The organism is Burkholderia sp. Bp9140, from assembly GCF_003853425.1.
In the GTDB taxonomy this organism is placed as follows: domain Bacteria; phylum Pseudomonadota; class Gammaproteobacteria; order Burkholderiales; family Burkholderiaceae; genus Burkholderia.
The window spans coordinates 117,602-140,101 of sequence record NZ_QTPQ01000019.1 but is presented as its reverse complement, the minus strand read 5'-3'; the positions used below and the strand labels follow the sequence as shown (position 1 = coordinate 140,101).

Annotated in this window: 22 protein-coding genes; 15 read left to right on the top strand and 7 right to left on the bottom strand. The window is 67.1% G+C overall.

Features of this window, described 5'->3' with window-relative positions:
• Nucleotides 1–177 (top strand): formate dehydrogenase subunit delta (locus tag DIE21_RS17720; RefSeq protein ID WP_124498918.1); only part of this gene is annotated, 177 nt, incomplete at its 5' end.
• A gap of 133 nt (nucleotides 178–310) precedes the next feature.
• Nucleotides 311–1,330, top strand: coding sequence for a 2-dehydropantoate 2-reductase (locus DIE21_RS17715; protein WP_124498917.1), 1,020 nt, complete (start codon nucleotides 311–313; stop codon nucleotides 1,328–1,330).
• Between the two features lie 310 nt (nucleotides 1,331–1,640).
• Here the strand turns inward: DIE21_RS17715 and DIE21_RS17710 are convergent, their stop codons facing one another.
• Nucleotides 1,641–2,756 (bottom strand): HPP family protein, encoded by a 1,116-nt coding sequence (locus DIE21_RS17710; RefSeq protein ID WP_124498916.1) that lies wholly within the window; start codon nucleotides 2,754–2,756, stop codon nucleotides 1,641–1,643.
• A gap of 382 nt (nucleotides 2,757–3,138) precedes the next feature.
• Between DIE21_RS17710 and DIE21_RS17705 the strand changes: the two genes are divergently transcribed.
• Both DIE21_RS17705 and DIE21_RS17700 read left to right on the top strand, forming a co-directional pair.
• Nucleotides 3,139–3,558 (top strand): type VI secretion system amidase immunity protein Tai4, encoded by a 420-nt coding sequence (locus DIE21_RS17705; protein ID WP_124498915.1) that lies wholly within the window; start codon nucleotides 3,139–3,141, stop codon nucleotides 3,556–3,558.
• Between the two features lie 93 nt (nucleotides 3,559–3,651).
• A complete protein-coding gene (locus DIE21_RS17700) occupies nucleotides 3,652–4,383 on the top strand; it encodes a class I SAM-dependent methyltransferase (RefSeq protein ID WP_124498914.1) in 732 nt (243 codons plus the stop codon).
• A gap of 24 nt (nucleotides 4,384–4,407) precedes the next feature.
• Here the strand turns inward: DIE21_RS17700 and DIE21_RS17695 are convergent, their stop codons facing one another.
• Both DIE21_RS17695 and DIE21_RS17690 read right to left on the bottom strand, forming a co-directional pair.
• Entirely contained in the window at nucleotides 4,408–5,826 is a 1,419-nt protein-coding gene (locus DIE21_RS17695; RefSeq protein WP_124498913.1) for a cytochrome-c peroxidase, read from the bottom strand.
• A 109-nt stretch (nucleotides 5,827–5,935) separates the two neighbouring features.
• Nucleotides 5,936–7,609, bottom strand: coding sequence for a phospholipase C (locus tag DIE21_RS17690; RefSeq protein WP_124498912.1), 1,674 nt, complete (start codon nucleotides 7,607–7,609; stop codon nucleotides 5,936–5,938).
• 347 nt (nucleotides 7,610–7,956) lie between these two features.
• Between DIE21_RS17690 and DIE21_RS17680 the strand changes: the two genes are divergently transcribed.
• The gene (locus DIE21_RS17680) at nucleotides 7,957–8,868 is read left to right on the top strand and encodes an EamA family transporter (protein WP_124498911.1); all 912 of its coding nucleotides are present in this window, start codon (nucleotides 7,957–7,959) and stop codon (nucleotides 8,866–8,868) included.
• A gap of 45 nt (nucleotides 8,869–8,913) precedes the next feature.
• Here DIE21_RS17680 and DIE21_RS17675 read toward each other — a convergent pair whose 3' ends face one another.
• Complete coding sequence (locus DIE21_RS17675) at nucleotides 8,914–9,387, bottom strand: Lrp/AsnC family transcriptional regulator (RefSeq protein WP_077219217.1); 474 nt, start codon at nucleotides 9,385–9,387, stop codon at nucleotides 8,914–8,916.
• Between the two features lie 319 nt (nucleotides 9,388–9,706).
• Between DIE21_RS17675 and DIE21_RS17670 the strand changes: the two genes are divergently transcribed.
• From DIE21_RS17670 to DIE21_RS17645, 6 genes are all read left to right on the top strand, one after another.
• Complete coding sequence (locus DIE21_RS17670) at nucleotides 9,707–11,092, top strand: amino acid permease (RefSeq protein WP_124498910.1); 1,386 nt, start codon at nucleotides 9,707–9,709, stop codon at nucleotides 11,090–11,092.
• 43 nt (nucleotides 11,093–11,135) lie between these two features.
• A complete protein-coding gene (locus DIE21_RS17665; RefSeq protein ID WP_124498909.1) occupies nucleotides 11,136–12,338 on the top strand; it encodes an amino acid aminotransferase in 1,203 nt (400 codons plus the stop codon).
• A 130-nt stretch (nucleotides 12,339–12,468) separates the two neighbouring features.
• Nucleotides 12,469–12,867 carry a DUF488 domain-containing protein gene (locus tag DIE21_RS17660; RefSeq protein WP_124498908.1) on the top strand — a complete coding sequence of 133 codons (399 nt, stop codon included), beginning with the start codon at nucleotides 12,469–12,471 and terminating at the stop codon, nucleotides 12,865–12,867.
• 115 nt (nucleotides 12,868–12,982) lie between these two features.
• Nucleotides 12,983–13,273: a DUF1488 domain-containing protein gene (locus DIE21_RS17655; protein WP_124498907.1), complete on the top strand. Its 291-nt coding sequence runs from the start codon at nucleotides 12,983–12,985 to the stop codon at nucleotides 13,271–13,273.
• Between the two features lie 16 nt (nucleotides 13,274–13,289).
• Nucleotides 13,290–13,529 carry a UDP-glucose 4-epimerase gene (locus DIE21_RS17650; protein WP_124498906.1) on the top strand — a complete coding sequence of 80 codons (240 nt, stop codon included), beginning with the start codon at nucleotides 13,290–13,292 and terminating at the stop codon, nucleotides 13,527–13,529.
• A 161-nt stretch (nucleotides 13,530–13,690) separates the two neighbouring features.
• A complete protein-coding gene (locus tag DIE21_RS17645) occupies nucleotides 13,691–14,029 on the top strand; it encodes a metal ABC transporter ATPase (RefSeq protein WP_124498905.1) in 339 nt (112 codons plus the stop codon).
• Nucleotides 14,030–14,047: 18 nt separating this feature from the next.
• Here DIE21_RS17645 and DIE21_RS17640 read toward each other — a convergent pair whose 3' ends face one another.
• From DIE21_RS17640 to lhpI, 3 genes are all read right to left on the bottom strand, one after another.
• Complete coding sequence (locus DIE21_RS17640) at nucleotides 14,048–14,827, bottom strand: helix-turn-helix domain-containing protein (protein ID WP_124498904.1); 780 nt, start codon at nucleotides 14,825–14,827, stop codon at nucleotides 14,048–14,050.
• A gap of 17 nt (nucleotides 14,828–14,844) precedes the next feature.
• Nucleotides 14,845–15,252 (bottom strand): response regulator transcription factor, encoded by a 408-nt coding sequence (locus DIE21_RS17635; protein WP_124498903.1) that lies wholly within the window; start codon nucleotides 15,250–15,252, stop codon nucleotides 14,845–14,847.
• A gap of 204 nt (nucleotides 15,253–15,456) precedes the next feature.
• On the bottom strand, nucleotides 15,457–16,392 hold the full coding sequence (gene lhpI / locus DIE21_RS17630; RefSeq protein ID WP_124498902.1) for a bifunctional Delta(1)-pyrroline-2-carboxylate/Delta(1)-piperideine-2-carboxylate reductase: 936 nt from the start codon (nucleotides 16,390–16,392) through the stop codon (nucleotides 15,457–15,459).
• 266 nt (nucleotides 16,393–16,658) lie between these two features.
• Between lhpI and DIE21_RS17625 the strand changes: the two genes are divergently transcribed.
• From DIE21_RS17625 to DIE21_RS17610, 4 genes are all read left to right on the top strand, one after another.
• Entirely contained in the window at nucleotides 16,659–17,396 is a 738-nt protein-coding gene (locus tag DIE21_RS17625; RefSeq protein ID WP_124498901.1) for a FadR/GntR family transcriptional regulator, read from the top strand.
• A 121-nt stretch (nucleotides 17,397–17,517) separates the two neighbouring features.
• Nucleotides 17,518–18,639: a branched-chain amino acid ABC transporter substrate-binding protein gene (locus DIE21_RS17620; RefSeq protein WP_124498900.1), complete on the top strand. Its 1,122-nt coding sequence runs from the start codon at nucleotides 17,518–17,520 to the stop codon at nucleotides 18,637–18,639.
• Nucleotides 18,640–18,693: 54 nt separating this feature from the next.
• On the top strand, nucleotides 18,694–19,701 hold the full coding sequence (gene lhpH, locus DIE21_RS17615; RefSeq protein WP_124498899.1) for a trans-3-hydroxy-L-proline dehydratase: 1,008 nt from the start codon (nucleotides 18,694–18,696) through the stop codon (nucleotides 19,699–19,701).
• 206 nt (nucleotides 19,702–19,907) lie between these two features.
• Nucleotides 19,908–22,463, top strand: coding sequence for a penicillin-binding protein 1A (locus tag DIE21_RS17610; RefSeq protein ID WP_124498898.1), 2,556 nt, complete (start codon nucleotides 19,908–19,910; stop codon nucleotides 22,461–22,463).
• Nucleotides 22,464–22,500 lie beyond the last annotated feature (37 nt).

The following is a 22,500-nucleotide window of genomic DNA, read 5'->3' as shown; positions in this document are numbered from 1 at the left end:
CCCGATCGCGAAGAAGCGCTGGCCGGAATCGCCGAGCATATCCGGCGCTTCTGGGAGCCGCGGATGCGGCGTGCGCTGCTGGCGGCGCTCGATACGGCAAACGGTCAGGCATTGTGTCCGATCGTGCGACTGGCGCTTGCGGGGTATCGCTCCGAGCTGATGCCCGCTCAAACATAGACGTGTAGGCCAGCAGCGGTGCGAAGCGTGACTGCAACATGATGCGCAGCCTGCGCTTGCCGCTGAAAGCCTGTGCAAGGCACGAGCTGAATTGAAGAGACAACATTCGTGACTTTGGAGCAAGGAGAGACAGATGAAGGTCTGCATTTATGGCGCCGGTGCGATCGGTGCGTACGTTGGCGCGCAACTCGCGTCTGCCGGCGCGGAGGTAAGTTTAGTGGCGCGTGGTCCCCACCTCGCCGCCATGCGGGCAAACGGTGTACGTTTGCAGATCGGCGGTGACGAACGCGTCGTGAGGGTGCGTTGTACATCGGATCCGCGTGAGCTTGGTCCGCAGGATTATGTGATCGTTGCACTGAAAGCGCATTCGGTGGCGGGCGTGGTTGACCTGATGCAGCCTCTGCTGGGGCCCGACACGGCGATTGTCACCGCAGTCAACGGCATTCCCTATTGGTACTTCCACAAGCATGGTGGCGAATTTGCCGGTACCACGCTCGAAAGCGTCGACCCGGGCAGCAAGCAGTGGAACGTGCTTGGGCCGGAACGTGCGATCGGTTGTGTGGTGTACCCGGCAGCGGAAATCGTCGAACCGGGCGTGGTTCGCCATGTCTACGGCAACAAATTCCCGATCGGCGAGGCCAGCGGCGAGCGCACCGACAGAATCCAGAAACTGCATGAGATCATGACTGCGGCAGATCTGGATGCGCCTATCCGCGACAATATCCGCGATGAGATCTGGCTGAAGCTCTGGGGTAACCTTTGCTTCAATCCGATCAGCGCGTTGACCCATGCAACGCTCGACGTCATTACCAGTCACCCGGCGACGCGAGCAGTATCGAAGACGATGATGCTTGAAGCCAAGACGATCGCCGATCGCTTCGGCGTGCATTTCCGTGTCGACGTCGAAAGGCGCATCGACGGTGCTGGTGCGGTGGGGGCACACAAGACGTCCATGTTGCAGGACCTCGAAGCCAACCGTCCCATGGAGATCGACCCGCTTCTGACCGTCGTGCAGGAAATGGGCCGGCTCGTTGGACAGGCGACGCCGACGATCGATACGGTGCTGGCGCTGATCAAGCTCCGCGAACAGATTGCGCAGCAGCGGCCGTTGCCGGTTGCTCGTGCGACGCCGGAAGTTGCCAGCGTCTCCTGAGGGAAATGGAATCTGCTCCAACCTCCTGACCCGGGGCGCCAGCAACGATCGCCCCGGGGCCCGATGACATCGACCTCCCGTTCTGAAACAACTCACGGACCACCGGCGGCCACAAGGGCCGCTTGTGATTGGTCGCTTTATGCTTAACTCGAGCGTGCGCCGCCATGTAGTGCTGTATTTTCACCTCCGTCAGCATTGAAGGCGGTGTAGCAGTAAGCGGGGGGCGTGGGCGCGGTAGAGGAGAGCGGCTCGACTGGATGCCGGTCGACGGTTGACTCGGACACTTCTACGGCGATCACATTACGCACGCTCAACCGGCATCGACGAGAAATCGAGCGGCTCGTGCTTCACGATGGAGCCACCGGATCATATCCGAATGCTTGACCACACCGACGAGCCGTCTGTCATCGTTCAACACGGGCACATCGTGATACGCATGGTCTGTGAATACTTGTACGAGGCTAGCCAGCGGCGTCGCCAGATGAACCGCATGGATACAGTCGGCCATGACGGCCTCCACTGTTTCTTCGACGATTCCCGAACGGCGCACAAAATCTCGGCGCAGTGCACGCCATGCGCGCGAGATGCCGGCCGGAGGCAGATCCGCAAGTTCGTGGTGCGTCACCATGCCGACCACGCGATTCATCGCGTCAACGACAGGCAGCATCGATACACGATGACGCTTGAGCAGTTCCCATGCTGCTTTTCGTTCCATCGACGCAGGCACAGCGCGGACTGTTGTGGACATGACGTCTTCGCAGGTGAGTTCTTCGAACGTCTTGCCACGCGCGCCAATGAACGTCTCCCTTCCTGATTGGGGCGACGCTCCCAATATCGTCGCCCCGGGACCTGGTGCACCTGTATGGTTCGCATCGAGCGCCGCGGCTGCCATTGCGCGCGGGTAGCGATGTCTCGTGAGCGCATGAAAGGCCAGCGCCAAGGACAGCAATGCGGCTGACTGGAATGCGATCGGCACGATGACGAAGCTAAAGCCCAGCGCATGTACGGCGGGACCGCCGAGCACTGCGGTCAATGCGACGGCACCCGAAGGAGGATGCACGCATCGGCAGGCAAACATCGCGCAGATGGCGAGTGCAATGGCGACAGACGCAGCGGTGACAGGGTCTTCAATCCATCGCGCACAGGCCACACCCGCGAAGGCCGAAACAAGGTTGCCCCCCATGATCGACCACGGCTGGGCCAGCGGACTGTCCGAGGCTCCGAATAAAAGCACGGCCGACGCGCCCATGGGGGCGACGAGGAGCGGGATGTTCCCCGCCTGGCCGAACAACACGTGGGTTGCAAGGCCTGTAAATGCGATACCGATGAGCGCGCCGACGCACCGGCGAACGCGCTCCCGCCATTGCGGCGCTGCCGGATGGGGGGCGAAGCGCGCAAGCCATTCGATAATCTCAGAATGTGACATAAGCGTCGGCAGGACTGGTTGGCAATCATCCCCCGAGCTGTTGAACAGTAACCACCGTCACGCGTCGGGTGCGGCCAGAATAGCCTCCGGCAAGAAATATCAACAATTGATGTTTTTGATGGAAAATATAATGCATGCGTTATGCTTGTTTTTGTGGGCGCTCAGAGGTCTCCATTTACCCATTCCATTACACACAAGCCGGCGTGAGCGGCTTGTAAACTTTCGCGGCTTGCCGTTTCCTCTTGCTTTTTGCACGACGCGCGAATGGCACGAGCAACGGAGAGCTCGGCGGCAATGGATCTGGATATTCCGCGCGATCGGCAGGCGACGTTCGCGGCCGATATTAGAATGCCGCCGCACCAAATGTGGGCAGGTCACAGTCATGCTGGCATGCGTTGCGATTCAACCTGCGATGGTTTCAGGGAAGGAAGTGGCTCACGCTTCGCCGGAGGCAGGCTCACGCACCTACCTCCAGAACTTCAAGGACATGGTGCTTGCTGAGTGCCTGGCTACTGCATACAAGCCGGCGCCTGGGGTGGGCAAGGATATCGGTAGTAGCGTCAATGCGTTGCGCGACTGGACCTACTACGACATGGAGCGTGCGCCAGATGTCGTTCATGCGCTGCTGGCGAAGTACCTTGGACGCGATTACCGGAATCCGGTTGTCGAATCGGAAATCAAGGACGTCAAATTCGACTACCTGAAGTGCATGGACCTGTATCACGGCAAGGAACTGGATGCCGCCGCGAAGAAACTCGTCCTGCGCCCGAACAGCACGTATCGGGCCGAGAACCCGCGCTAGTCCGCAGGCGCCGCAGCACCGGCACGCCGAACATCGCCATCCGCCCCCCGATCGTGCAGAATCGAACCCCCGATTCCCGCCGACGGATGCCGCATGACCGATCCGAACGAACCGTCCGCCCGCCGCGTGTATGCGGCCTTCGCGCAACGCTACGCGGACATCGCGCCGACCAAGGCGCACAACGCGCTCTACGAGCGGCCGGCGACGCTGGCGCTGCTCGGCGACGTCGACGGCCTGACGGTGCTCGACGCCGGCTGCGGGCCCGGCATCTGCAGCGAGCACCTCGCGCGCCACGGCGCGACCGTCCACGCGTTCGACCTCATGCCCGAGATGGTCGCGCTTGCGAGAACGCGCTGTGCGGGGCTCGCGGTCGACGTCGCGGAGGGCGATCTCGCCGCGCCGCTCGACTGGCTGCCCGACCATGCGTTCGACAAGATCCTGTGTTCGCTCGCGTTCGACTACGTGCGCGATCTCGCGCCGACGCTGCGCGAATTCCGGCGCGTCGCGCGGCCGGGCGCGACGCTGGTGTTCTCGATGGCGCATCCGATGCGCGACTGGATGGACGAGCGCACGCGCGGCGACGGCACGTACTTCGAGACGAGCCGTTTCGACTTCCATTGGTCGGGTTTCGGCGAACCGAAGCCCTATGTCGAAGCATGGCGCCGGCCGCTCGGCGACATCCTGAACGCGCTCGCCGACGCCGGCTGGCGGCTCGACCGGTTCGTCGAACCCACGCCGCTGCCCGGGATGAAGGCCGTGTCGGCGCGGCTCCACGCGGAGCTGTCGCTGGCGCCGGCCTTCCTCTGCATCCGCGCGCGCTGCTGACGAAGCGCGGCGGATGGCCGATGCTCAGCGTGCCGGCTCGTCGGTCAGCGTGCCGAGAAACGCTTCGATATCCTTGATGTCCTGCGCGGTCATCGCGGGCTTCTCGCCGGGTTTGCGGTCGAACGGTGCATCCGTCACGTCGACGTTCGCACGGTACTTCGCCGGAATGTCGTCGTATTCGTCGACCTTGCCGTCCGCGCCGCGCGAATAGAACTTCTGCGGCGAGATGCTGCGCTCGTTGTAGAACGCCATCACCTGGTCGAGCGTATGAAACACGCCGTTGTGGAAGAACACGTGGCGCGTCGCCGCGTTGCGCAGCGTCGGCGTGAGGAACATCCCGCAATACTGCGTCTGGTCCTTCAGGTCGTCGCGGAACGGCCCGCACACGCCGAGATCGTAGAACGCCGGGTTGCGGTTCTGCGCGAGCGCCTGGTTGCGCGGCGCGCCGAGCGCCTCGTACTGGTAGTCGGTAAACATCGGCGGCAGGCCGTCCTTGCCGGGCTTCGACAGGTGGCAGCCCGCGCAATTCGCCTTGTCCGGATCGTTGAAGAGCCGCAGCCCGCGCAACTCGGCCTGCGTCAAGCGCGCACGGCCCTCGAGCCAGCGGTCGTACTTGCTGTCGTACGGATGGAACGACGGATCCTCGACCTGATACCGCGCGATCGCGAACATCGCCTCCGACACCAGAAGCTGCGGGCTGGAGAACACGCGCGCGCCGAACAACTGCTCGAACCGTGTGCGATGCGACGACTGCGCGAGCTTGCGTGCGACGTCGTCGATGCCCGCATTCGCCATCTCGACCGGATTCAGCAGCGGTCCGAACGCCTGCTGCTGCAGCGTATCGGCGCGGCCGTCCCAGAACATCCCGCCCTGCGGCACGAGCTGCGGCGCGGCCGACGCGCCGGCCACCTTCTGCGCCTTGACGACGCCGGCCGCGGCTGCGGCCTGCTGCGCGACGCTCGGCGCGGCGTCGTTTTCGCCGGCATCGGGGCCGATGCTGAAGTTCGGCTGGCGGTACAGGTACATCAGCGACGGCGGCGGGCGAAACCCGTGTTGTGTCATCGCGAGGCCGCCCGGCTGGACATCCAGCGCGTTCGGCGGCCCGTACGCATGATCGGGGCTGTGGCAGGACGCGCACGATTGCTTGCCGGAGGCCGACAGCGACGGATCGAAGAACAGCGCACGACCGAGCCGCGCGACCGCGGACAGCGGCTGCGCGGCAGGGCGCTGCAGCACGACCGGATGCGGATTCGCGCCCGTCCAGCCGGCGACGACGTCGCCGATCGCCGCCGGCGTGCGGGCCGGGAACGCGATCGCGAACACGCCGTAGCCGAGTACGGCCGCGCCGAGCACGAACGCCGCGCGGCGCAGCACGCGGGCAGGGGAACGCGGCGCGGCGGCGCCGGATGCGTCGGGAGGCGGGAACGCGGGACGAGCTGTCATGCTGTCGGTCGAAAGTCGGGCGCCGCGTAGAAGGCGGCGCGTCAAATGGAAACGGCCGGCGCACGATGCGCCGGCCTGCTGCTTGCTGCTACCGGTCATGCACTGCCGGTCAGATCGACGGCGCCGCGCTCAGCACGGTCCCTTGCGTCGGATCGAGATACAGCGGCGCCGTATTCGGCTTCGACGCGAAGTCGAACAGCCCGCGCAGGTCGCCTGCCGTCGCATCGAACGAACCGCCGCCGATGCGCTGGCCGCCGAGCCAGTTGTCCTCGATGAAGCGCACGACGGACGCCTGGTCGATCATCGTGTGGTCGACGTAGTTCTGCTTCGCATACGGCGAGATCACGACCAGCGGGATGCGCACGCCCGGACCGCAGCGGCCGTTCACGGTGCCGCCGTTCACGCCGGTCGTGCCGCCCGAGCCGCACTTGCCGTCGCCGTTCACCTGGTCGACTGCATCCGACGACGCACGGGTCGGTGCCGTGTACGCGTGGTCGTACCAGCCGTCCGAGTCGTCATAGGTGACGATCACGGCCGTGTTCTGCCAGTCGGGCTGCTGCTGCAGGAAGTTGACGACCTTCGTCACGAATGCCTGCTCGTCGAGCGGATCCGAATAGCCCGCGTGCGCGTCCTGCGCGGCCGGCGCCTTCAGGAAGCTGACCGACGGGAAGTTGCCGGCCTTCACGGCCGCGAAGAAGTCGTCGCTGTCGTACTGGTGGTTCGCCGGCTCGGCCGTCTTGCCGTCGGCTTCGAGGCTGGAACCGATCGCCGCGACCGCGCTCGGGCGCGTGTGCTGCGGGTTCGCGGTCGACGCGTAGTACTGGAACCAGTTGTGGTGCGGGATGTAGTCGGCCGTCGCGGCGTTCACGGCGGTGGCGACGGTGCTGCGGTTACAGCCCGTCGTGCCGTTGCCGTTGGTCGTCGACAGGTTGAAGCCGCCCATGAAGCCGCCCCACGTGATCTTCGCGCCGTTCAGCAGGTCGCCGATGTTCTTGCCGCTCATCATCGCCTGGTCGGTCGTGCTCGAGCACACGTCGTAGCCCGGGTCGACGTCGTTGATCATCGTGAAGCCGCCCTGGCCGTCGTTGACGTAGTACGAGGTGGCGGCGAGCGTCGACGGCTGCTTCGACGCCTTGACGATCTGCATCCCGTTGGTCTGGCCCGACACGACGTTCAGCGCGCCCGGCGTCGACGGGCCGTAGACCGTCGTATACGCGTTGTCGCTCATCGCGAAGCGCTGCGCGTAGTTCCACAGCGCGGTGACGGTGTTGCCGTCGAAATAGCCCATCACCTGGCCCTTCGTGCCGAACGCGCCGGCGCCGCCGGACGAGCCCTTGCCGGTGTACTTCGGGAACAGGTCGGCGAGGCCGTTGTCCTCGGCCTGCTGCTCGGCCGTGTACGCGTGGTTCTGGTCGGCGGTCGCGGCCTGCGTGCGGTCGAGGCGGAACGGGTTCGCGGCGTCGGTGCCGTTGGCCGTGTTCGTGAAGTTCGGGTTCGCGGTGAGCAGCGTGCCCGTCAGCCCGTTGACCGTCGGCGTGCCGGACTTGGCGGTGAACGCCGGTTCGCCGGACGGGTTCGACGCGTTCGGGTAGGTGCCGAAGTAGTGGTCGAACGACACGTTTTCGCCGTAGATCACGACGACGTGCTTGATCGGCGTGGCGGTCCGCAGCGCATCCTGAGACGACACGGCGGGCGTCGACGTCGGATCGTCGCTGCCGCCGCAGGCGAACAGCGCAAGCGCTGCGGCGGCGCAGGCGGTGACGAGCAAGGCTTGACGAAACATCGGGAAACTCCAGGCAGGTTTTCGATGGTGGAGATCGGCCCCGTCGCCGTGTCGGTTCGGCGCGGAGCGCGTGACAGCGCACCAGCATTGAAACAGCACGGCATGAAGATATGGGGGCGGAGCGGTTTCGCGACGGTTGCTCTGCGGTATCGGTTCCATTACGGCGCGACGCGCGGCGAAAGAAAGCGGAAAGGGATGAAGCGGATGCAACCTCGGCGACACATTCGGCGGCATGCCTGGCCGGAGCCGCGAATGCCGCGCGGGGCGGCCCGCAGTGCGCGGCGGGCCGGTTCGTCCGCGATGTCGCGCCGCGCGCTTTTTTGACAATCGGGTGACGCATTCATACGATGATCGGCCCGCGGCGACGATTTCGCGTTGCCGGCCGTCAGCGAGGATTCAACGTGCCGATTCCCGTCCTGTTTGCCGTCCTGTGCGCCGCCTTCCTGCATGCGTCATGGAATGCGCTCGTGCGCAGCAGCGGCGACCGGCTGCGCTCGGCCACGGTGCTGCAGATCGCGATCGGGCTGTTCGCGCTGCTGTTCCTGCCGGCCGCCGCGCCGATCACGCCCGCGAGCTGGGCCTGCGTCGTCGCGTCGGCGGTGATCCACGTCGTCTATACGCTGCTGCTGGTGCGCGCGTACGAGCACGGCGACCTGAGCGTCGCGTATCCGGTCGCGCGCGGCACCGCGCCGCTGCTCGTCACGCTGGGCGCGGCGGCGTTCGCGGGCGAGCGCCTGAACGCGGGCGCGCAAGGCGGACTCGTGCTGATCTGCGCCGGCATCATGACGATCGGGCTCGAACGCGGGCGCGGCGCGCAACACCGGATGACGCAAGTGTTGCCGACCGCGTTCGCGACCGGCGTGTCGATCGCCGCATACAGCGTGGTCGACGGGATCGGCGTGCGGGAAAGCGGCAGCACGGTCGGCTATGCCGCATGGATGTTCGTCCTGACCGGGCTGCTGATGGCCGCGTACTACCGCCTGCGCGCGGGGCCGCTGCGGCTCGCGCGGGATGTCGGCGAAACGGCGAAGGCCGCCTGCGGCGGCGTGTGCGCGGCGCTCGCGTACGGGATCGTGATCTGGGCGATGGATCGCGCGCCGATGGGGCCGGTGTCGGCGTTGCGCGAAACGAGCGTGGTGTTCGCGGCGCTGATCGCGCGCGCGTACCTCGGCGAGCGGCTGACGCCGCGTCGCGCGATCGGGTGTCTGGTGATTGCTTGCGGGGCGCTGCTGATCAGCGCGTTCGAGGCGGTGCGCTGAGCATGACTGCCGCGCGCGCCGCCCGGCGTATCGCGCGGCAGCGCATCAGGCTTCCACGGGCATCGCACTCGTGCACTTGATTTCATCGAGGCACACGCTCGAATGCACGCCGCTCACGCCGGGAATGCGCATCAGCGTTTCGAGCAGGAACGTGGAGAGCCCCTTCAGGTCGTGCGCGACGACCTTCAGCACGTAGTCGATATCGCCCGTGACCGAGAAACATTCCTGGATCTGCGCGAGATCCGACACGAGCTTCTGGAACTTCGACAAGTCGCGGATATGCCCGCGCTCCATCGTCACGTGCACGAACGCAGTGACGCCGAACCCGAGCGTATCGGGGCACAACCGGGTTTCGTAGCGGCGGATCGCGCCGATCTCCTCCAGCCGGCGGTGGCGCCGCAGCGTCTGCGCAGGCGACAGGCCGACGGCCTTCGCCAGGTCGAGGTTCGACGCGCGGCCGTTCTCCTGCAGCACCGACAGCAAGTGGCGATCGATGCGGTCGAGAACCGGTTCAGGCATTTTTGTTTCCTCATCTGTCTCCTGGATGCAATCTTATCTCATAATGTAGGGTTTGCATGAGCGGGTTACGCAACCCGATTTCGCCGTCGCGACGCTAAACTGACGCCGGATTTTCGTGTGCGTCCGCGGCAATGCGGGCGAGGGCGACGGCCGGCGGCCGGTCCGGCGGGCCTGCCGACCGGAATCGGGCGTTGCCGCGCGAAGATTGCAGTCCCCAACCCGGCGGCTCCACGAACGGCCGCCGGCACAGCAAAACAGCGCCCGGCACACCGAGGCGCGCCGCACCGCTTCCGGCGGAGGCGGGCAGAATGGAGAAGACATGGTTTCTGGAAACGAGAAGGACGGCCTGAAGCGGGGGCTGAAGAACCGGCACATCCAGCTGATCGCGCTCGGTGGCGCGCTCGGCACGGGGCTGTTCCTCGGCATCGCGCAGACGATCAGGATGGCCGGCCCGTCCGTGCTGCTCGGCTACGCGGTGGCCGGCGTCGTCGCGTTCTTCATCATGCGCCAGCTCGGCGAGATGGTCGTCGACGAGCCGGTCGCCGGCTCGTTCAGCTACTTCGCCGACAAGTACGTCGGTCACTTCACCGGCTTCCTGTCCGGCTGGAACTACTGGGTGCTGTACATCCTCGTCAGCATGGCCGAGCTGTCGGCCGTCGGCATCTACGTGCAGTACTGGTGGCCCGGCGTGCCGACCTGGGTGTCGGCGCTGGTGTTCTTCGTCGCGATCAACCTCCTCAACCTGGCGAGCGTGAAGTCGTACGGCGAGACGGAGTTCTGGTTCTCGATCATCAAGGTCGCCGCGATCGTCGGGATGATCGGCTTCGGCGGCTGGCTGCTCGCGAGCGGCCATGCGGGGCCGGAAGCGAGCATCGCGAACCTGTGGCAGCACGGCGGCTTCTTCCCGAACGGCGTATCCGGGCTCGTGATGTCGATGGCGGCGATCATGTTCTCGTTCGGCGGCCTGGAGCTGATCGGCATCACCGCGGCCGAGGCCGACGATCCGAAGCGCAGCATTCCGCGCGCGACCAACCAGGTGATCTACCGGATCCTGATTTTCTACATCGGCGCGCTGGCGGTGCTGCTGTCGCTGTATCCGTGGGAGAAGGTCGTCACCGGCGGCAGCCCGTTCGTGCTGATCTTCCACGCGCTGAGCAGCAACCTGGTCGCGAACGTGCTGAACGTGGTCGTGCTGACGGCCGCGCTGTCGGTCTACAACAGCGGCGTGTACAGCAACAGCCGGATGCTGTTCGGCCTCGCGAAGCAGGGCAACGCGCCGAAGGTGCTGTGCTCGGTGAACAAGCGCGGTATTCCGCTCGCCGCGCTCGGCGCGTCGGCGCTCGCGACCGGCGCGTGCGTGCTGGTCAACTACTTCATGCCGGGCAAGGCGTTCGAGGTGCTGATGGGCCTCGTCGTGTCGGCGCTGATCATCAACTGGGCGATGATCACGCTGATCCACCTGAAGTTCCGCCAGGCCAAGCGCATCGCGGCAGAGCAGACTTCCTTCCGCAGTCTGGGCTATCCTTTCACGAATTACCTGTGCCTGGCGTTCATGGCCGGCATTCTCGTCGTGATGTACCTGACACCGGATCTCCGCCTGTCGGTGTACCTGATCCCCGTATGGCTCGCGGTGCTCGCGATCGGGTATCGCTTCCGTCAGAAGAATGCGGACTACGCGATGCGCGAGGGCGCGTCCGCCCGCTGACACAGGCAACACGACCCTTCTCCCAAACGAGACCGACATAGCCATGTTCGAACACATCGACGCGTACCCGGGCGATCCGATCCTGACGCTCAACGAGAACTTCCAGAAAGATCCGCGCGATCAGAAGGTCAACCTGAGCATCGGCATCTATTTCGATGCCGAAGGCCGGATTCCCGTGATGGGCGCCGTGCGCGAAGCCGAAATCGCGCTGCAGCGCGACCTCGGCCCGAAGCCCTACCTGCCGATGATCGGCCTCGCCGCGTATCGCGATGCCGTGCAGGCGCTCGTGTTCGGCGCCGATCACCCGGCGCGCGCGGCCGGCCGCATCGCGACCGTGCAGACGCTCGGCGGCTCCGGCGCACTGAAGGTGGGCGCCGATTTCCTGAAGCGCTACTTCCCGGACGCACAGGTGTGGCTCAGCGACCCGAGCTGGGAAAACCACCGCTTCATCTTCGAGCGCGCGGGCTTCACGGTGAACACGTACCCGTACTATGACGAAGCGACGGGCGGCCTGAAGTTCGACGCGATGCTCGCGGCGATCGATGCGCTGCCGGCGCGCAGCATCGTGCTGCTGCACGCGTGCTGCCATAACCCGACCGGCGTCGATCTCGACGAAGGCCAGTGGGAGAAGCTGATCGACGTGATCGAGGCGCGCGGGCTGCTGCCGTTCGTCGACATGGCGTACCAGGGCTTCGGCGCGGGTCTCGACGCGGATGCGTTCGCGGTGCGCGAACTGGCCCGCCGCGGCGTGCCGGCGCTCGTCGCGAACTCGTTCTCGAAGAACTTCTCGCTGTACGGCGAGCGCGTCGGCGGCCTGAGCGTCGTCTGCGAGGATGCGGCCGCGGCCGAGCGCGTGCTGGGCCAGCTGGCCGGCGCGGTGCGCTCGAACTACAGCAACCCGCAGACCTACGGCGCGAAGGTCGTGGCGGCCGTGCTCGGCACGCCCGCGCTGCGCAAGCAGTGGGAGGAAGAGCTCGCCGCGATGTGCCGCCGCATCGCGCGGATGCGCCAGTCGATCCACGACGGCCTGCGCGACCACGTCAGCGGTGAAGCACTCACGCGCTACGTGAAGCAGCGCGGGATGTTCACGTACACGGGCCTGACCGAATCGCAGGTCGACGCGCTGCGTGACGTGCACGGCGTCTACATCCTGCGTTCGGGCCGCATGTGCGTCGCGGGCCTGAACGATTCGAACGTCGGCATCGTCGCGGATGCAATCGGCAAGGTGCTGAAGAGCGGCGTCTGACCGGCGCGCCTCCGGGCGCCCGGGCGCATCGCCGAAACCGGCTGTCTCCCCCGTGGAGGCAGCCGGTTTTTTGTTGCGCGGCGGCGGGGCGGCGGTACGATGGGGAATCGAACGCATACGAAGGAGCGGCATGGCTATTCGAATCGTACGGCTCGGCACGCCGCGCGCGGCCGGCGAGGGCCCGAGGATCGGCACGGTGCGGCGGCCGCCGCGCGGCGTACCCAAGGCGGAATTCGCGTCGCGCAACTACTATGATGTATGGCTGCCGACGCTGTCGCCGAGCCCCGAGCTCGTCGCGCAGGCGCTGGCTGCCGAGACCGACGCCGAGTGGCGCGCATTCACGCGCCACTTCCGCGCGGAGATGGCGCATGGCGACGCGCCGAAGGTGCTCGACCTGCTCGCCGCGCTGTCGGCGACGAGCGCGTTCTCGATCGGCTGCTACTGCGAGGACGAGCGCCGCTGCCATCGCAGCGTGCTGCGCGAGCTGCTGGCGGAGCGCGGTGCGGCGATCGACGCGGACGCAGGCTGAGCGCCGTCCTGCCGTGCGACGGGGCGCCGCGTCGTGCGGCGCAGCGAACCGGTTGACGTGGGTCAAGCGTGCGGTGGCGCGCGCCGCTATGCTCATGTCATGAATCGTCCCGACGATGACAGGCGGACACATGCAGATAGTCTTTCCACCGGAACCGCCCGAATACTGCGCGCGCGATCTGGTCGTCGCGTTTTCGGCGCTGGTCGAGGGCCGCTGCGTGCAGTGCGCGATCACGGCCGAAGCGCTGGAAGACCATTTCGGTGCGCCGTCGCTGCTCGAACGGGATTTGCTGCATGCGTTCGAAACGCACCGGCCGGCGATCGAGGCGAAGGCACGACGGATGCTCGACGAAATCGGCGGCCGGCCGGTGTTGCTGCACAGCGGTCACTTCCGGATGGACGACTGATACCGCAGGAGGATGCATGACACTGCAAGGCACGATTCATGAACGCGACTGGTCGGTCGAAGTCGAGACGCGGCCATGCGAATCCGGCGAGTTCCGCTGCCGCGTGTCGGTCGAGCACGGCACGGGCGCGGCGCGCTTTCATCATACGTTCGAGCACAGTCACGCGTACCCGACCGAGCACGAGGCTGCGATCGAAGGGCTGCGGGCCGGAATGACGTGGATCGAAATGAAGACGTCGCAGACATTCAGCGTGTGAACCGCATCGCGCCGATGGAGGCACGGATGCACTGCCGCCAGGGCAATCACCGCCGCGGCCGTCATCGCGCTGCGTGCTGGACGATTGCGCCGCGCGTAGGACAGAGACACACAGGGACAGGCACGCGGTCGGCGAGTGGCGACCCCGTCAGGAGGAGCGCCATGGGCGTGGGCATGCAGATCGTCTGCGTCGGATTCGCGGGTTCCGCCGCGCTGGAAGCAGAAGCGGGAGTGCAGCTGGTGCGGCTGGAACGATTCCGCGCGCGGCTGGAAGATTGCCGTCTGCTGATCGAGTCGCACGCGAGCGTCGACGGCAGCCGCACTTACGACGTGCTGCTCGAACTGCTGATGCGCGATCGCGCGCCGGCATCGCTGCCGTGCAGCACGGGCGACGACGTGATCGAGGCGATGGGCCGCGCGTTCGCGCAGGCCGAGCGGGTGCTGTCCGCGTGGCGGGCGGGCGAACCTGAAGCGGTCGCGACGCGCGTCACCGCGCAATGATGGGCGCCGCGCCGTGCGTCAGACCTGCGCGAGCGCCTGCGCGTCGATGATCCGCACGCGCTTGCCGCGCGTTTCGACGAGCGAATCCCGATGGAATCGCGAGAACATCCGGCTGACGGTCTCGAGCTTCATGCCGAGATAGCAGCCGATCTCCTCGCGCGTCATCCGCAGGTTGAATTCCGATGCCGAATAGCCGCGCGCCTCGAAGCGCGACGACAGGTTCAGCAGGAAATGCGCGACCCGCTGTTCCGCCGACATCGTGCCGAGCAGCAGCATCTGGCTCGATTCACGAACGATCTCGCTGCTCAGCATCTGGTAGAGGAAATGCTGCATCGGCTTCATCTCACGGCACGCCGCCTCGAGCGCGCCGAACGGGATGACGCACACGACGCTGTCCTCGAGCGCGATCGCGTCGCAGCAGTGCTGGCCGCCGCCGATGCCGTCCATGCCGAGCGTTTCGCCGGCGATCTGGAAGCCGGTCACGTGCTCGCGGCCGTCGCGATGCATCATCACCGTCTTGAACGAGCCCGCGCGCACCGCGTAGAAGCTGTGGAACGGATCGTCGGTGCGGAACAGCGCGTCGCCCTGGCGAACCTGGCGCGTCGAGCAGATGATCGCGTCCAGTCGGCCGTACTCGGCGGCGGTCAGTTGCGGCGGCAGGCACAGCGAGCGCATCAGGCAAGCCGAACAGCGCGCGGCGGGTTGTTTCGCGCCGTCGTTGCGTGGGACCGCGGGAAGCGGAATCGTTGGCCGAGGCGCGACGGATGGGGCGGCGGCGCAGGCGGTGGCTGTGGACATGAGTCACTCCGGCTCGGTCAGGGGTGATGCGCGCGAGCGTGCACCAGGGATTCGATGACGTGGCACGCGGCGTCGAATTCGACGGTCTTGTCGAAGAAGTAGTCGGCTCCGGCCGTCGCGCATGCCTCTCTGAATGCCGGCGCCGAGTGGTTCGTCAGCACGATCGTGACGACGCGCGGCGTGGCCTTCGACAGCATCCCGATCAGGTCGAGGCCGCTGCCGTCCGCGAGCCGCAGATCGACGAGTACGACGTCCGCGTGGCTGCTGCGGATGTGCGTCCAGGCGTCCTGGCCGTCCTCCGCTTCGCCGACGACCGCGACACCGTCGATCGCGCCGACGAGCAGCGCAATCCGTTGCCGGACGGCAAGCGCGTGATCGACGAGAAACACCCTGAGCGCGGCGGCGGGTGACAGGCTGGCATTCATGCCGGCAGTATCGTGTTGTGCCGCCAAAAATGAAATCGGCCGAACTGGAAGTTTGTGTAGGCCGCTTCGGCGCGTTGTAGGTCGTTTCCTACAACGCGTATGGGAAAGAGGAGGCGACGCCGGTGCCGCGATGCCCGGCGTGCGTGGTGCGTGGTGCATCGTGCGGCGGGCAGTCGGTGGCTGCCGGTCGTCGCCGCGGGCGCATCAGCCGCGCTGGCGCGCGTCCAGCGCATCGCGTGCCGTGCGGCACGCGGCCAGATCCCATGCGGCGCAGCCGACGCTCTTGAACAGCAGCGGCCCGCTGCGCTCGAATGCGCCGCGCAGCACGTCGGCGAGCGACGCGACCTGTTGCCAGTCGACCTGCGCGACGATCAGGTCGCCGGCCTCGTGGCGCGCGCCGGCCGGATCGTCGACGACGAGCCGGCTGTGGCGCACGGTGTCGGCGTCGATCTCGGCGGCGTCCGCGGTGAACGCGCCGACGCCGACCACGAGGCGGCCTTCGCGCGCCGCTTCGCGATAGACGGGCGTGCGGCTCGTCGTCAGCGTGACCACGACATCGATCGCATCGGGAATCGCGTCGCCGCCGAGCGGTGCGAGCCGCGGCGCCTGCGCGCGGTGCGCGGCGCAGAACGCGGCCGCGCTGTCGGCGCGCGAGCCGCGCACGTGCAGGCGTGCGTCCGGAAAGATCGCCGCGAGCGCTTCCGCGTGATTGGCCGCCTGCTTGCCGGTGCCGATCAGCAGGATGTCGCGCGGCGCGGCGCCGTGCAGCGCCTGGATGCCGAGCGCGGTGACGGCCGCCGTGCGGCGCCCGGTGACCGTCGGGCCGTCGAGCACGAAGCGCATCTCGCCCGTGGTCGCATCGTATGCCGTGACCTGGCCGAGGATCGTCGGCAGCCCGCGCGCACCGTTGCCGGGGCACACGTTCACGAGCTTGTGGCTCGCGAGGTCGCGCGCGCTCGACGGCATCGACAGCATCACGCCGCCCGCCTGCAGCGGCACGACGAGCCGTTCGGGGCTGACGATCTCGCCGGCCGCATACTCGGCGACGGTGTGCGTGAGCGTCGCGAGCAGCGCCGGGTAGTCGAGCAGCGCGGCCGTTTCGGCGGCATCGAAAGCGGGAATCCGGGAGTGAGCGGTCATCGTGTCGGTCGGTTGTGTCGGTGGGCGTGGACGACGGGCGCATGGCGCGCTCGCCACGGAAGTTGCCGGAAATCGCGCCGGCAGACAGGCTGGATCAAATTTATACCAGTTGCTGGCCGTCCGGCAAGCCGGAAAATCAAGCAGATTGCCGATTTTGGTTCTAATATCGGTCCAGATGGGCCGTCGTACAATACCGGCCCCGGTGCCGCTCCGGTATGGTGCGCACCCCGTCCCGAACCACGACCCCGACCGGGCAGGAGCCCCAGATGATGTCCGCGCGTCACGAATCCCTCGAAGCCGGTTTCCGGCCGCTGCAGATCTACGAGCAGGTCGCGGAGAAGATCCGCGACGAGATCCGCGCGGGACGCTATGCGGCCGATTCGAGACTGCCGTCGGAACGCGAGCTCGCGGCGCTGTTCCAGGTTGGCCGGCCGGCGGTGCGCGAGGCGCTCGGCGCGCTGCAGAACGAAGGGCTGGTGTTCACGAAGCGCAATTCGGGCACCTATGTCGTGCCGGCGCCGCTCGACGTGCTCGCGCGGCGCGGCGACGCGCGAAGCGCGCCCGATGCGGACTTCAGCCCGACGTCGACGCTCGACGTGCGGCTCATCCTCGAGCCCGCGATCGCTCGCCTCGCGGCCGCGCACGGCCGCGCCGATCCGGTCGCCGAAGGCTATCTCGCGCAGATGGAAACCATCACCGATGTCGACGACCCGCGGCAGCGCGCGCTGTGGAACGAGAGCGACCGGCTGTTCCACCGGCAGCTCGCGCTGATGACCGGCGACGCGCTGATCGTGAAGATCGCCGACGAAGTCGCGAAGACCATGGACCAGCCGCTGTGGAAGCGGTTGAAGGACGACGGCATCTATGACGCGGGCCGGATCCGGCTCTACGTGTCCGAGCACCGGCTGATCTACGAGGCGATCGTGTCCGGTGACGCCGAGGCAGCCGCGTTCTACGTCGAGCAGCATATTCTCCGCGTGCGGCGCGACATCACGCCGAAGTAGTGCAGGCCGCATCGTTCTGGTCTGAAATTTGACCAGAATCGCAAAAATTATTTTGAAACTGCTTGCGTGGCAACCAAACGTGTCCTACATTGGTTTCGCACAAAACCAATCAGGAGACACCATGCGACACCTCGTTACCGCGCTCTCGGTGGCCGTTGCCGCCGGCGCGCTGACATCCGCCCACGCGCAGGAAGTCGTGGCGATCGGCCATTCGGCGCCGCTGACCGGCCCGCAGGCCGCGAACGGCAAGGACAACGAAAACGGCGCGCGCCTCGCCGTCGACGAGCTCAACAAGGCGGGCGTGAAGGTGGCCGGCAAGACGGTCACGTTCAAGCTGGTGTCCGAGGACGACCAGGCCGACCCGAAGGCGGGCGTGCAGGTCGCGCAGAACCTGGTCGACAAGGGCGTCGTCGCGGTGCTCGGGCCGTACAACTCGGGCGTCGCGATTCCCGCGTCGCGCGTGTATGCGAACGCCGGCGTGCCGATCCTGCCGGTCGCGTCGAACCCGGCGCTCACGCGCCAGGGCTTCAAGAACATCTTCCGGATCGGCGCAAGCGACGAACAGCTCGGCGGCACGATGGCCACCTTCGCCGCGAAGACGCTGAACGCGAAGACCGCCGCGGTCATCGACGATCGCACCGCGTACGGGCAGGGTGTCGCGGAGCAGTTCGCGAACGTCGCGAAGGCGAACGGGATCCGGATCGTCGACCAGGAGTACACGAACTCGTCGGCGACCGATTTCCTCGGCATTCTCACCAAGATCAAGGCCAGCAATCCCGACGTGATCTTCCTCGGCGGCTATGCGGCGCAGGGCGCGCCGATGGCGAAGCAGATGAAGCAGCGCGGCTTGCGCGCGAAGCTGCTCGGCGGCGACGGCATCTGCTCGGCCGACATGGGCAAGGTCGCGGGCGAGGCCGCGTCGATCGTCTATTGCGCGCAGGGCGGCGTCGCGCTCGAGAAGACGCCGGCCGGCCGCGAATTCCTGAAGAAGTACCACGACACCTACCACACGGACACGCAGGTCTACGGCGTCAACTACTACGACGGTGTGAAGCTGCTCGCCGATGCGATGGTCAAGGCCGGCACGATCACCGACAAGGCGAAGCTGATCGCGCAGCTGGCGAAGTCGAATCATGCGGGTGTCGCGGGCACCTATGCGTTCGACGAACACGGCGACCTGAAGGGCGCGCCGACCACCGTCTACGTGATCCGCAACGGGCTGCCCGAGCCGTACGCGAAGTAACCGCCACCGGACGGCGCCGGCGCGCCGTCCTTCGTCTTCACGCTTGCGATCCTCATGAAAATTTCCCGATCCCTTTCCACCGTCGAAGTCCATACCGGCGGCGAAGCGTTCCGCATCGTCACGAGCGGGCTGCCGCGCCTGCCCGGCGACACGATCGTCCAGCGCCGCGCGTGGCTCAAGGAGCATGCCGACGAGATCCGCCGTGCGCTGATGTTCGAACCGCGCGGCCACGCCGACATGTACGGCGGCTACCTGACCGAGCCGGTGTCGCCGAACGCGGATTTCGGCGTGATCTTCCTGCACAACGAGGGCTACAGCGACCATTGCGGACACGGCGTGATCGCGCTGTCGACCGCCGCGGTCGAGCTCGGCTGGGTGCAGCGCACGGTGCCGGAGACGCGCGTCGGCATCGACGCGCCGTGCGGCTTCATCGAGGCGTTCGTGAAATGGGATGGCGAGCACGCGGGGCCGGTGCGCTTCGTCAACGTGCCGTCGTTCATCTGGCAGCGCGACGTGTCGGTCGACACGCCGTCGTTCGGCACCGTGACCGGCGACATCGCGTACGGCGGCGCGTTCTACTTCTACGTCGACGGCGCGCCGTTCGACCTGCCGGTGCGCGAGGCGGCGGTGGAGAAGCTGATCCGCTTCGGCGCGGAAGTGAAGGCCGCCGCGAACGCGAAATATCCGGTCGTGCATCCCGAGATTCCCGAAATCAACCATATCTACGGCACGATCATCGCGAACGCGCCGCGCCATCCGGGCTCGACGCAGGCGAACTGCTGCGTGTTCGCGGATCGCGAGGTCGACCGCTCGCCGACCGGCTCCGGCACCGGCGGCCGCGTCGCGCAGCTGTACCAGCGCGGCCTGCTCGCGGCCGGCGACACGCTCGTCAACGAGTCGATCGTCGGCACGGTGTTCAAGGGGCGCGTGCTGCGCGAGACGACGGTCGGCGACATCCCGGCCGTGATCCCGGAAGTGGAGGGCCGCGCGCACATCTGCGGATTCGCGAACTGGATCGTCGACGAGCGTGATCCGCTGACCTACGGTTTCCTCGTGCGCTGAACGCCGGCGCACGGCACCCGGTTGTACCAGGCTTGGCGCGTTGTCCCGGTGCGGGGCGCGCGCCTTTTTTGTTGTAAAAATGCGCGACCGGATGCCGTTCGGGCGGCCCCGGGACGGCCGCCGGCCGGTGTGCCGCGCGAGTTTTGGTACGATGCAGCCTTTCCAGCAGATCCCCCACCCGCGTGAATCGCCGAAACGTGTCGTCAGTGCGTGACCTCTGTGCCAAATGGGTTGCGCGCGCCCAACCCGTCGCGGCCGCTGCCGCCGTGCCCGTCAAGCGTGTCCTGGCCTCCGCCTGGCACCATCTCCGTCATCCGACGCGCCGCGGCATGCTGCTGGCGGCCGCCGCCGTGCCGGCGCTGTTCCTGCTGTACGTGCTGCTGCTGATTCCGTTCACGCCCGGCATCGGCGACATCCGCAAGGCGCGCGTCGACCAGCCCGCGCAGGTGCTGTCCGCCGACGGCAAGCTGCTGGCGGAATTCAAGCCGTCGAACCGCGAATGGGTGTCGCTCAAGCAGATTTCGCCGCACATGGTCGATGCGCTGATCGCGACCGAGGACCATCGCTTCTACGCGCACCACGGCCTCGACTGGAAACGCACGGCGTCGGCCGCGCTCCATACGTTCTCGGGCAACCGCCAGGGCGGCTCGACGATCACGCAGCAGCTCGCGCGCAACCTGTATCCGGACGAGATCGGCCGCGCGCCGACGCTCACGCGCAAGGTGAAGGAGGCGATCACCGCACTGAAGATCGAGGCCGTCTACAGCAAGGACCAGATCCTCGAGACCTACCTGAACACGGTGCCGTTCCTGTACAACGCGTACGGCGTCGAGATGGCCGCGCGCACCTATTTCGACAAGTCGGCCGACGAACTCGACGTGCTCGACAGCGCGACGCTCGTCGGGATGCTGAAGGGCAACAGCTACTACAACCCGGTGCTGAACCCCGAGCGCGCGCTGCAGCGGCGCAACACGGTGCTCGGCCAGATGGTGAAGTACGGCAAGCTGTCGCCGGCGCAGTTCGCGCCGTTGCAGCGCCGGCCGCTGCGCATCGATTTCGAGCGCCAGAAGGAACCGCCGGGGCCCGCGCCGCACTTCGCGCAGCAACTGCGCAAATGGCTGATCGGCTGGGCCGACCGCAACGACTACAACATCTATTCGGACGGGCTGATCGTGCGCACCACGATCGACTCCCGGCTGCAGCAGATGGCGACCCAGGCGCTGACGCAGCAGGCGAACCAGCTGCAGGGCATCGCGAACAACGCCTGGAGCGGCCGCGACGGCTGCGGCACCGACAACGAGGTGTTCCGCATCTTCATGCGCGAGTCGCCCGAGTACAAGGCCGCGCAGGATGCCGGCAAGAACGATGCGGCCGCGATGAAGCAGCTCGCCGCCGACCGCGGTTTCATGCGCGCCCTGTGCAAGGCGAAGACCGACGTGCAGGCCGGCTTCGTCGCGATCGATCCGCGCAGCGGCCAGATCCGCGCGTGGGTCGGCAGCCGCGATTTCACGAACGAGCCGTTCGATCATGTGTCGCAGGCACGGCGCCAGCCGGGTTCGACCTTCAAGCCGTTCGTCTATGGTGCCGCGTTCGCGAACGGGATGAAGCCGGACGACACGTTCATCGACCAGGCGGTCGAGATTCCGTTGAAGGGCGGCGAGATCTGGCGGCCGAACGACGACGCGCCGCCGTCAGGCAAGCCGATGACGCTGCGCGACGCGGTCGCGCTGTCGCGCAACCGGATCACCGCGCAGGTGATGGAGAAGGTCGGCCCGGCGGCCGTGGCACGGCTCGCGCGCGACATGGGCGTGCGCGAGAGCCCGCTCGAGCGCGTGCCGTCGCTGGCGCTCGGCACGAGCCCCGTGACGCTGAAGGAGATGGTCGCGTCGTACGCGACGATCGCGAACGGCGGGCTGTACGCCGAGCCGCAAATGGTGACGCGCATCGAGAACCGCCAGGGCGACGTGCTCGCCGAATACGCGCCGGCGCCGCCCGAGCGCGCGCTCGACGCCGAAACCGACAAGACGCTGCTCGACGTGATGCGCGATGTCGTGACGCGCGGCACCGGCAGCAGCATCCGCACGCGCTTCGGGGTTCGCGGCGACGTGGCAGGCAAGACCGGTACCACGCAGGACAACGCGGACGGCTGGTTCATCCTGATGCAGCCCGGGCTGGTGGCCGGCGCGTGGGTCGGCTTCGACGACGGCCGCGTGACGCTGCGCAGCGACTACTGGGGGCAAGGCGCGCACAGCGCGCTGCCGATCGTCGGCGACTTTTTCCAGCGCGCGCAACGCGCCCGGATCGTCGACACGAAGTTGAGATTCGATACCGAGCCGTCGCCCGGCTGGTTCGCGTCCGTGCGCGAACGGGTGACGGACCTGGTCGACGGATGGTTCGGGCCCGAGCCGAAGACGGCACCGGCGCCGGTCAGGACGCAGCGTATCGAGCGTCAGCCCGAGGAGGCGGACGCAGCGGCTGCGTCGGCCGCATCCGCTGCGTCGGCGCCCGAGGCGGCATCCGGCGGCATCGTCGAGGAATGGGTTCCGGCGTCCGAGGTGGCGGCGTCGGCCGCCGCGATGTCGGCGGGCGCGTCGCAACCGCCGGCCGTGCAGCCGCCGGCGGCGGGGAGCAGCGCGACGAGTTCGGGCACAACGGGGGGCGGCGGTGTCGGCTCCGCACCGGCCGTCCCGCCCGCGGCTGCACCGTCGCCGGCGCCGGCCCCGACGCCGGTTTCACCCGGCGCGACCAGCGGTTCGGAGTAACGAGCCGTTCAGATTTCGCGCGATGCTGCCGTAATAA

Excerpts from the sequence above, each read along its gene's own strand:
- DIE21_RS17690 (WP_124498912.1), bottom strand. The coding sequence starts at position 7,609 with ATGTTTCGTCAAGCCTTGCTCGTCACCGCCTGCGCCGCCGCAGCGCTT.
- DIE21_RS17665 (WP_124498909.1), top strand. The coding sequence starts at position 11,136 with ATGTTCGAACACATCGACGCGTACCCGGGCGATCCGATCCTGACGCTC.
- DIE21_RS17655 (WP_124498907.1), top strand. The coding sequence starts at position 12,983 with ATGACAGGCGGACACATGCAGATAGTCTTTCCACCGGAACCGCCCGAA.
- DIE21_RS17705 (WP_124498915.1), top strand. The coding sequence starts at position 3,139 with ATGCTGGCATGCGTTGCGATTCAACCTGCGATGGTTTCAGGGAAGGAA.
- DIE21_RS17680 (WP_124498911.1), top strand. The coding sequence starts at position 7,957 with ATGATCGGCCCGCGGCGACGATTTCGCGTTGCCGGCCGTCAGCGAGGA.
- DIE21_RS17635 (WP_124498903.1), bottom strand. The coding sequence starts at position 15,252 with ATGAATGCCAGCCTGTCACCCGCCGCCGCGCTCAGGGTGTTTCTCGTC.
- DIE21_RS17625 (WP_124498901.1), top strand. The coding sequence starts at position 16,659 with ATGATGTCCGCGCGTCACGAATCCCTCGAAGCCGGTTTCCGGCCGCTG.
- DIE21_RS17710 (WP_124498916.1), bottom strand. The coding sequence starts at position 2,756 with ATGTCACATTCTGAGATTATCGAATGGCTTGCGCGCTTCGCCCCCCAT.
- lhpH (WP_124498899.1), top strand. The coding sequence starts at position 18,694 with ATGAAAATTTCCCGATCCCTTTCCACCGTCGAAGTCCATACCGGCGGC.
- lhpI (WP_124498902.1), bottom strand. The coding sequence starts at position 16,392 with ATGACCGCTCACTCCCGGATTCCCGCTTTCGATGCCGCCGAAACGGCC.
- DIE21_RS17670 (WP_124498910.1), top strand. The coding sequence starts at position 9,707 with ATGGTTTCTGGAAACGAGAAGGACGGCCTGAAGCGGGGGCTGAAGAAC.
- DIE21_RS17675 (WP_077219217.1), bottom strand. The coding sequence starts at position 9,387 with ATGCCTGAACCGGTTCTCGACCGCATCGATCGCCACTTGCTGTCGGTG.
- DIE21_RS17620 (WP_124498900.1), top strand. The coding sequence starts at position 17,518 with ATGCGACACCTCGTTACCGCGCTCTCGGTGGCCGTTGCCGCCGGCGCG.
- DIE21_RS17660 (WP_124498908.1), top strand. The coding sequence starts at position 12,469 with ATGGCTATTCGAATCGTACGGCTCGGCACGCCGCGCGCGGCCGGCGAG.
- DIE21_RS17640 (WP_124498904.1), bottom strand. The coding sequence starts at position 14,827 with ATGTCCACAGCCACCGCCTGCGCCGCCGCCCCATCCGTCGCGCCTCGG.
- DIE21_RS17645 (WP_124498905.1), top strand. The coding sequence starts at position 13,691 with ATGGGCGTGGGCATGCAGATCGTCTGCGTCGGATTCGCGGGTTCCGCC.
- DIE21_RS17650 (WP_124498906.1), top strand. The coding sequence starts at position 13,290 with ATGACACTGCAAGGCACGATTCATGAACGCGACTGGTCGGTCGAAGTC.
- DIE21_RS17715 (WP_124498917.1), top strand. The coding sequence starts at position 311 with ATGAAGGTCTGCATTTATGGCGCCGGTGCGATCGGTGCGTACGTTGGC.
- DIE21_RS17700 (WP_124498914.1), top strand. The coding sequence starts at position 3,652 with ATGACCGATCCGAACGAACCGTCCGCCCGCCGCGTGTATGCGGCCTTC.
- DIE21_RS17695 (WP_124498913.1), bottom strand. The coding sequence starts at position 5,826 with ATGACAGCTCGTCCCGCGTTCCCGCCTCCCGACGCATCCGGCGCCGCC.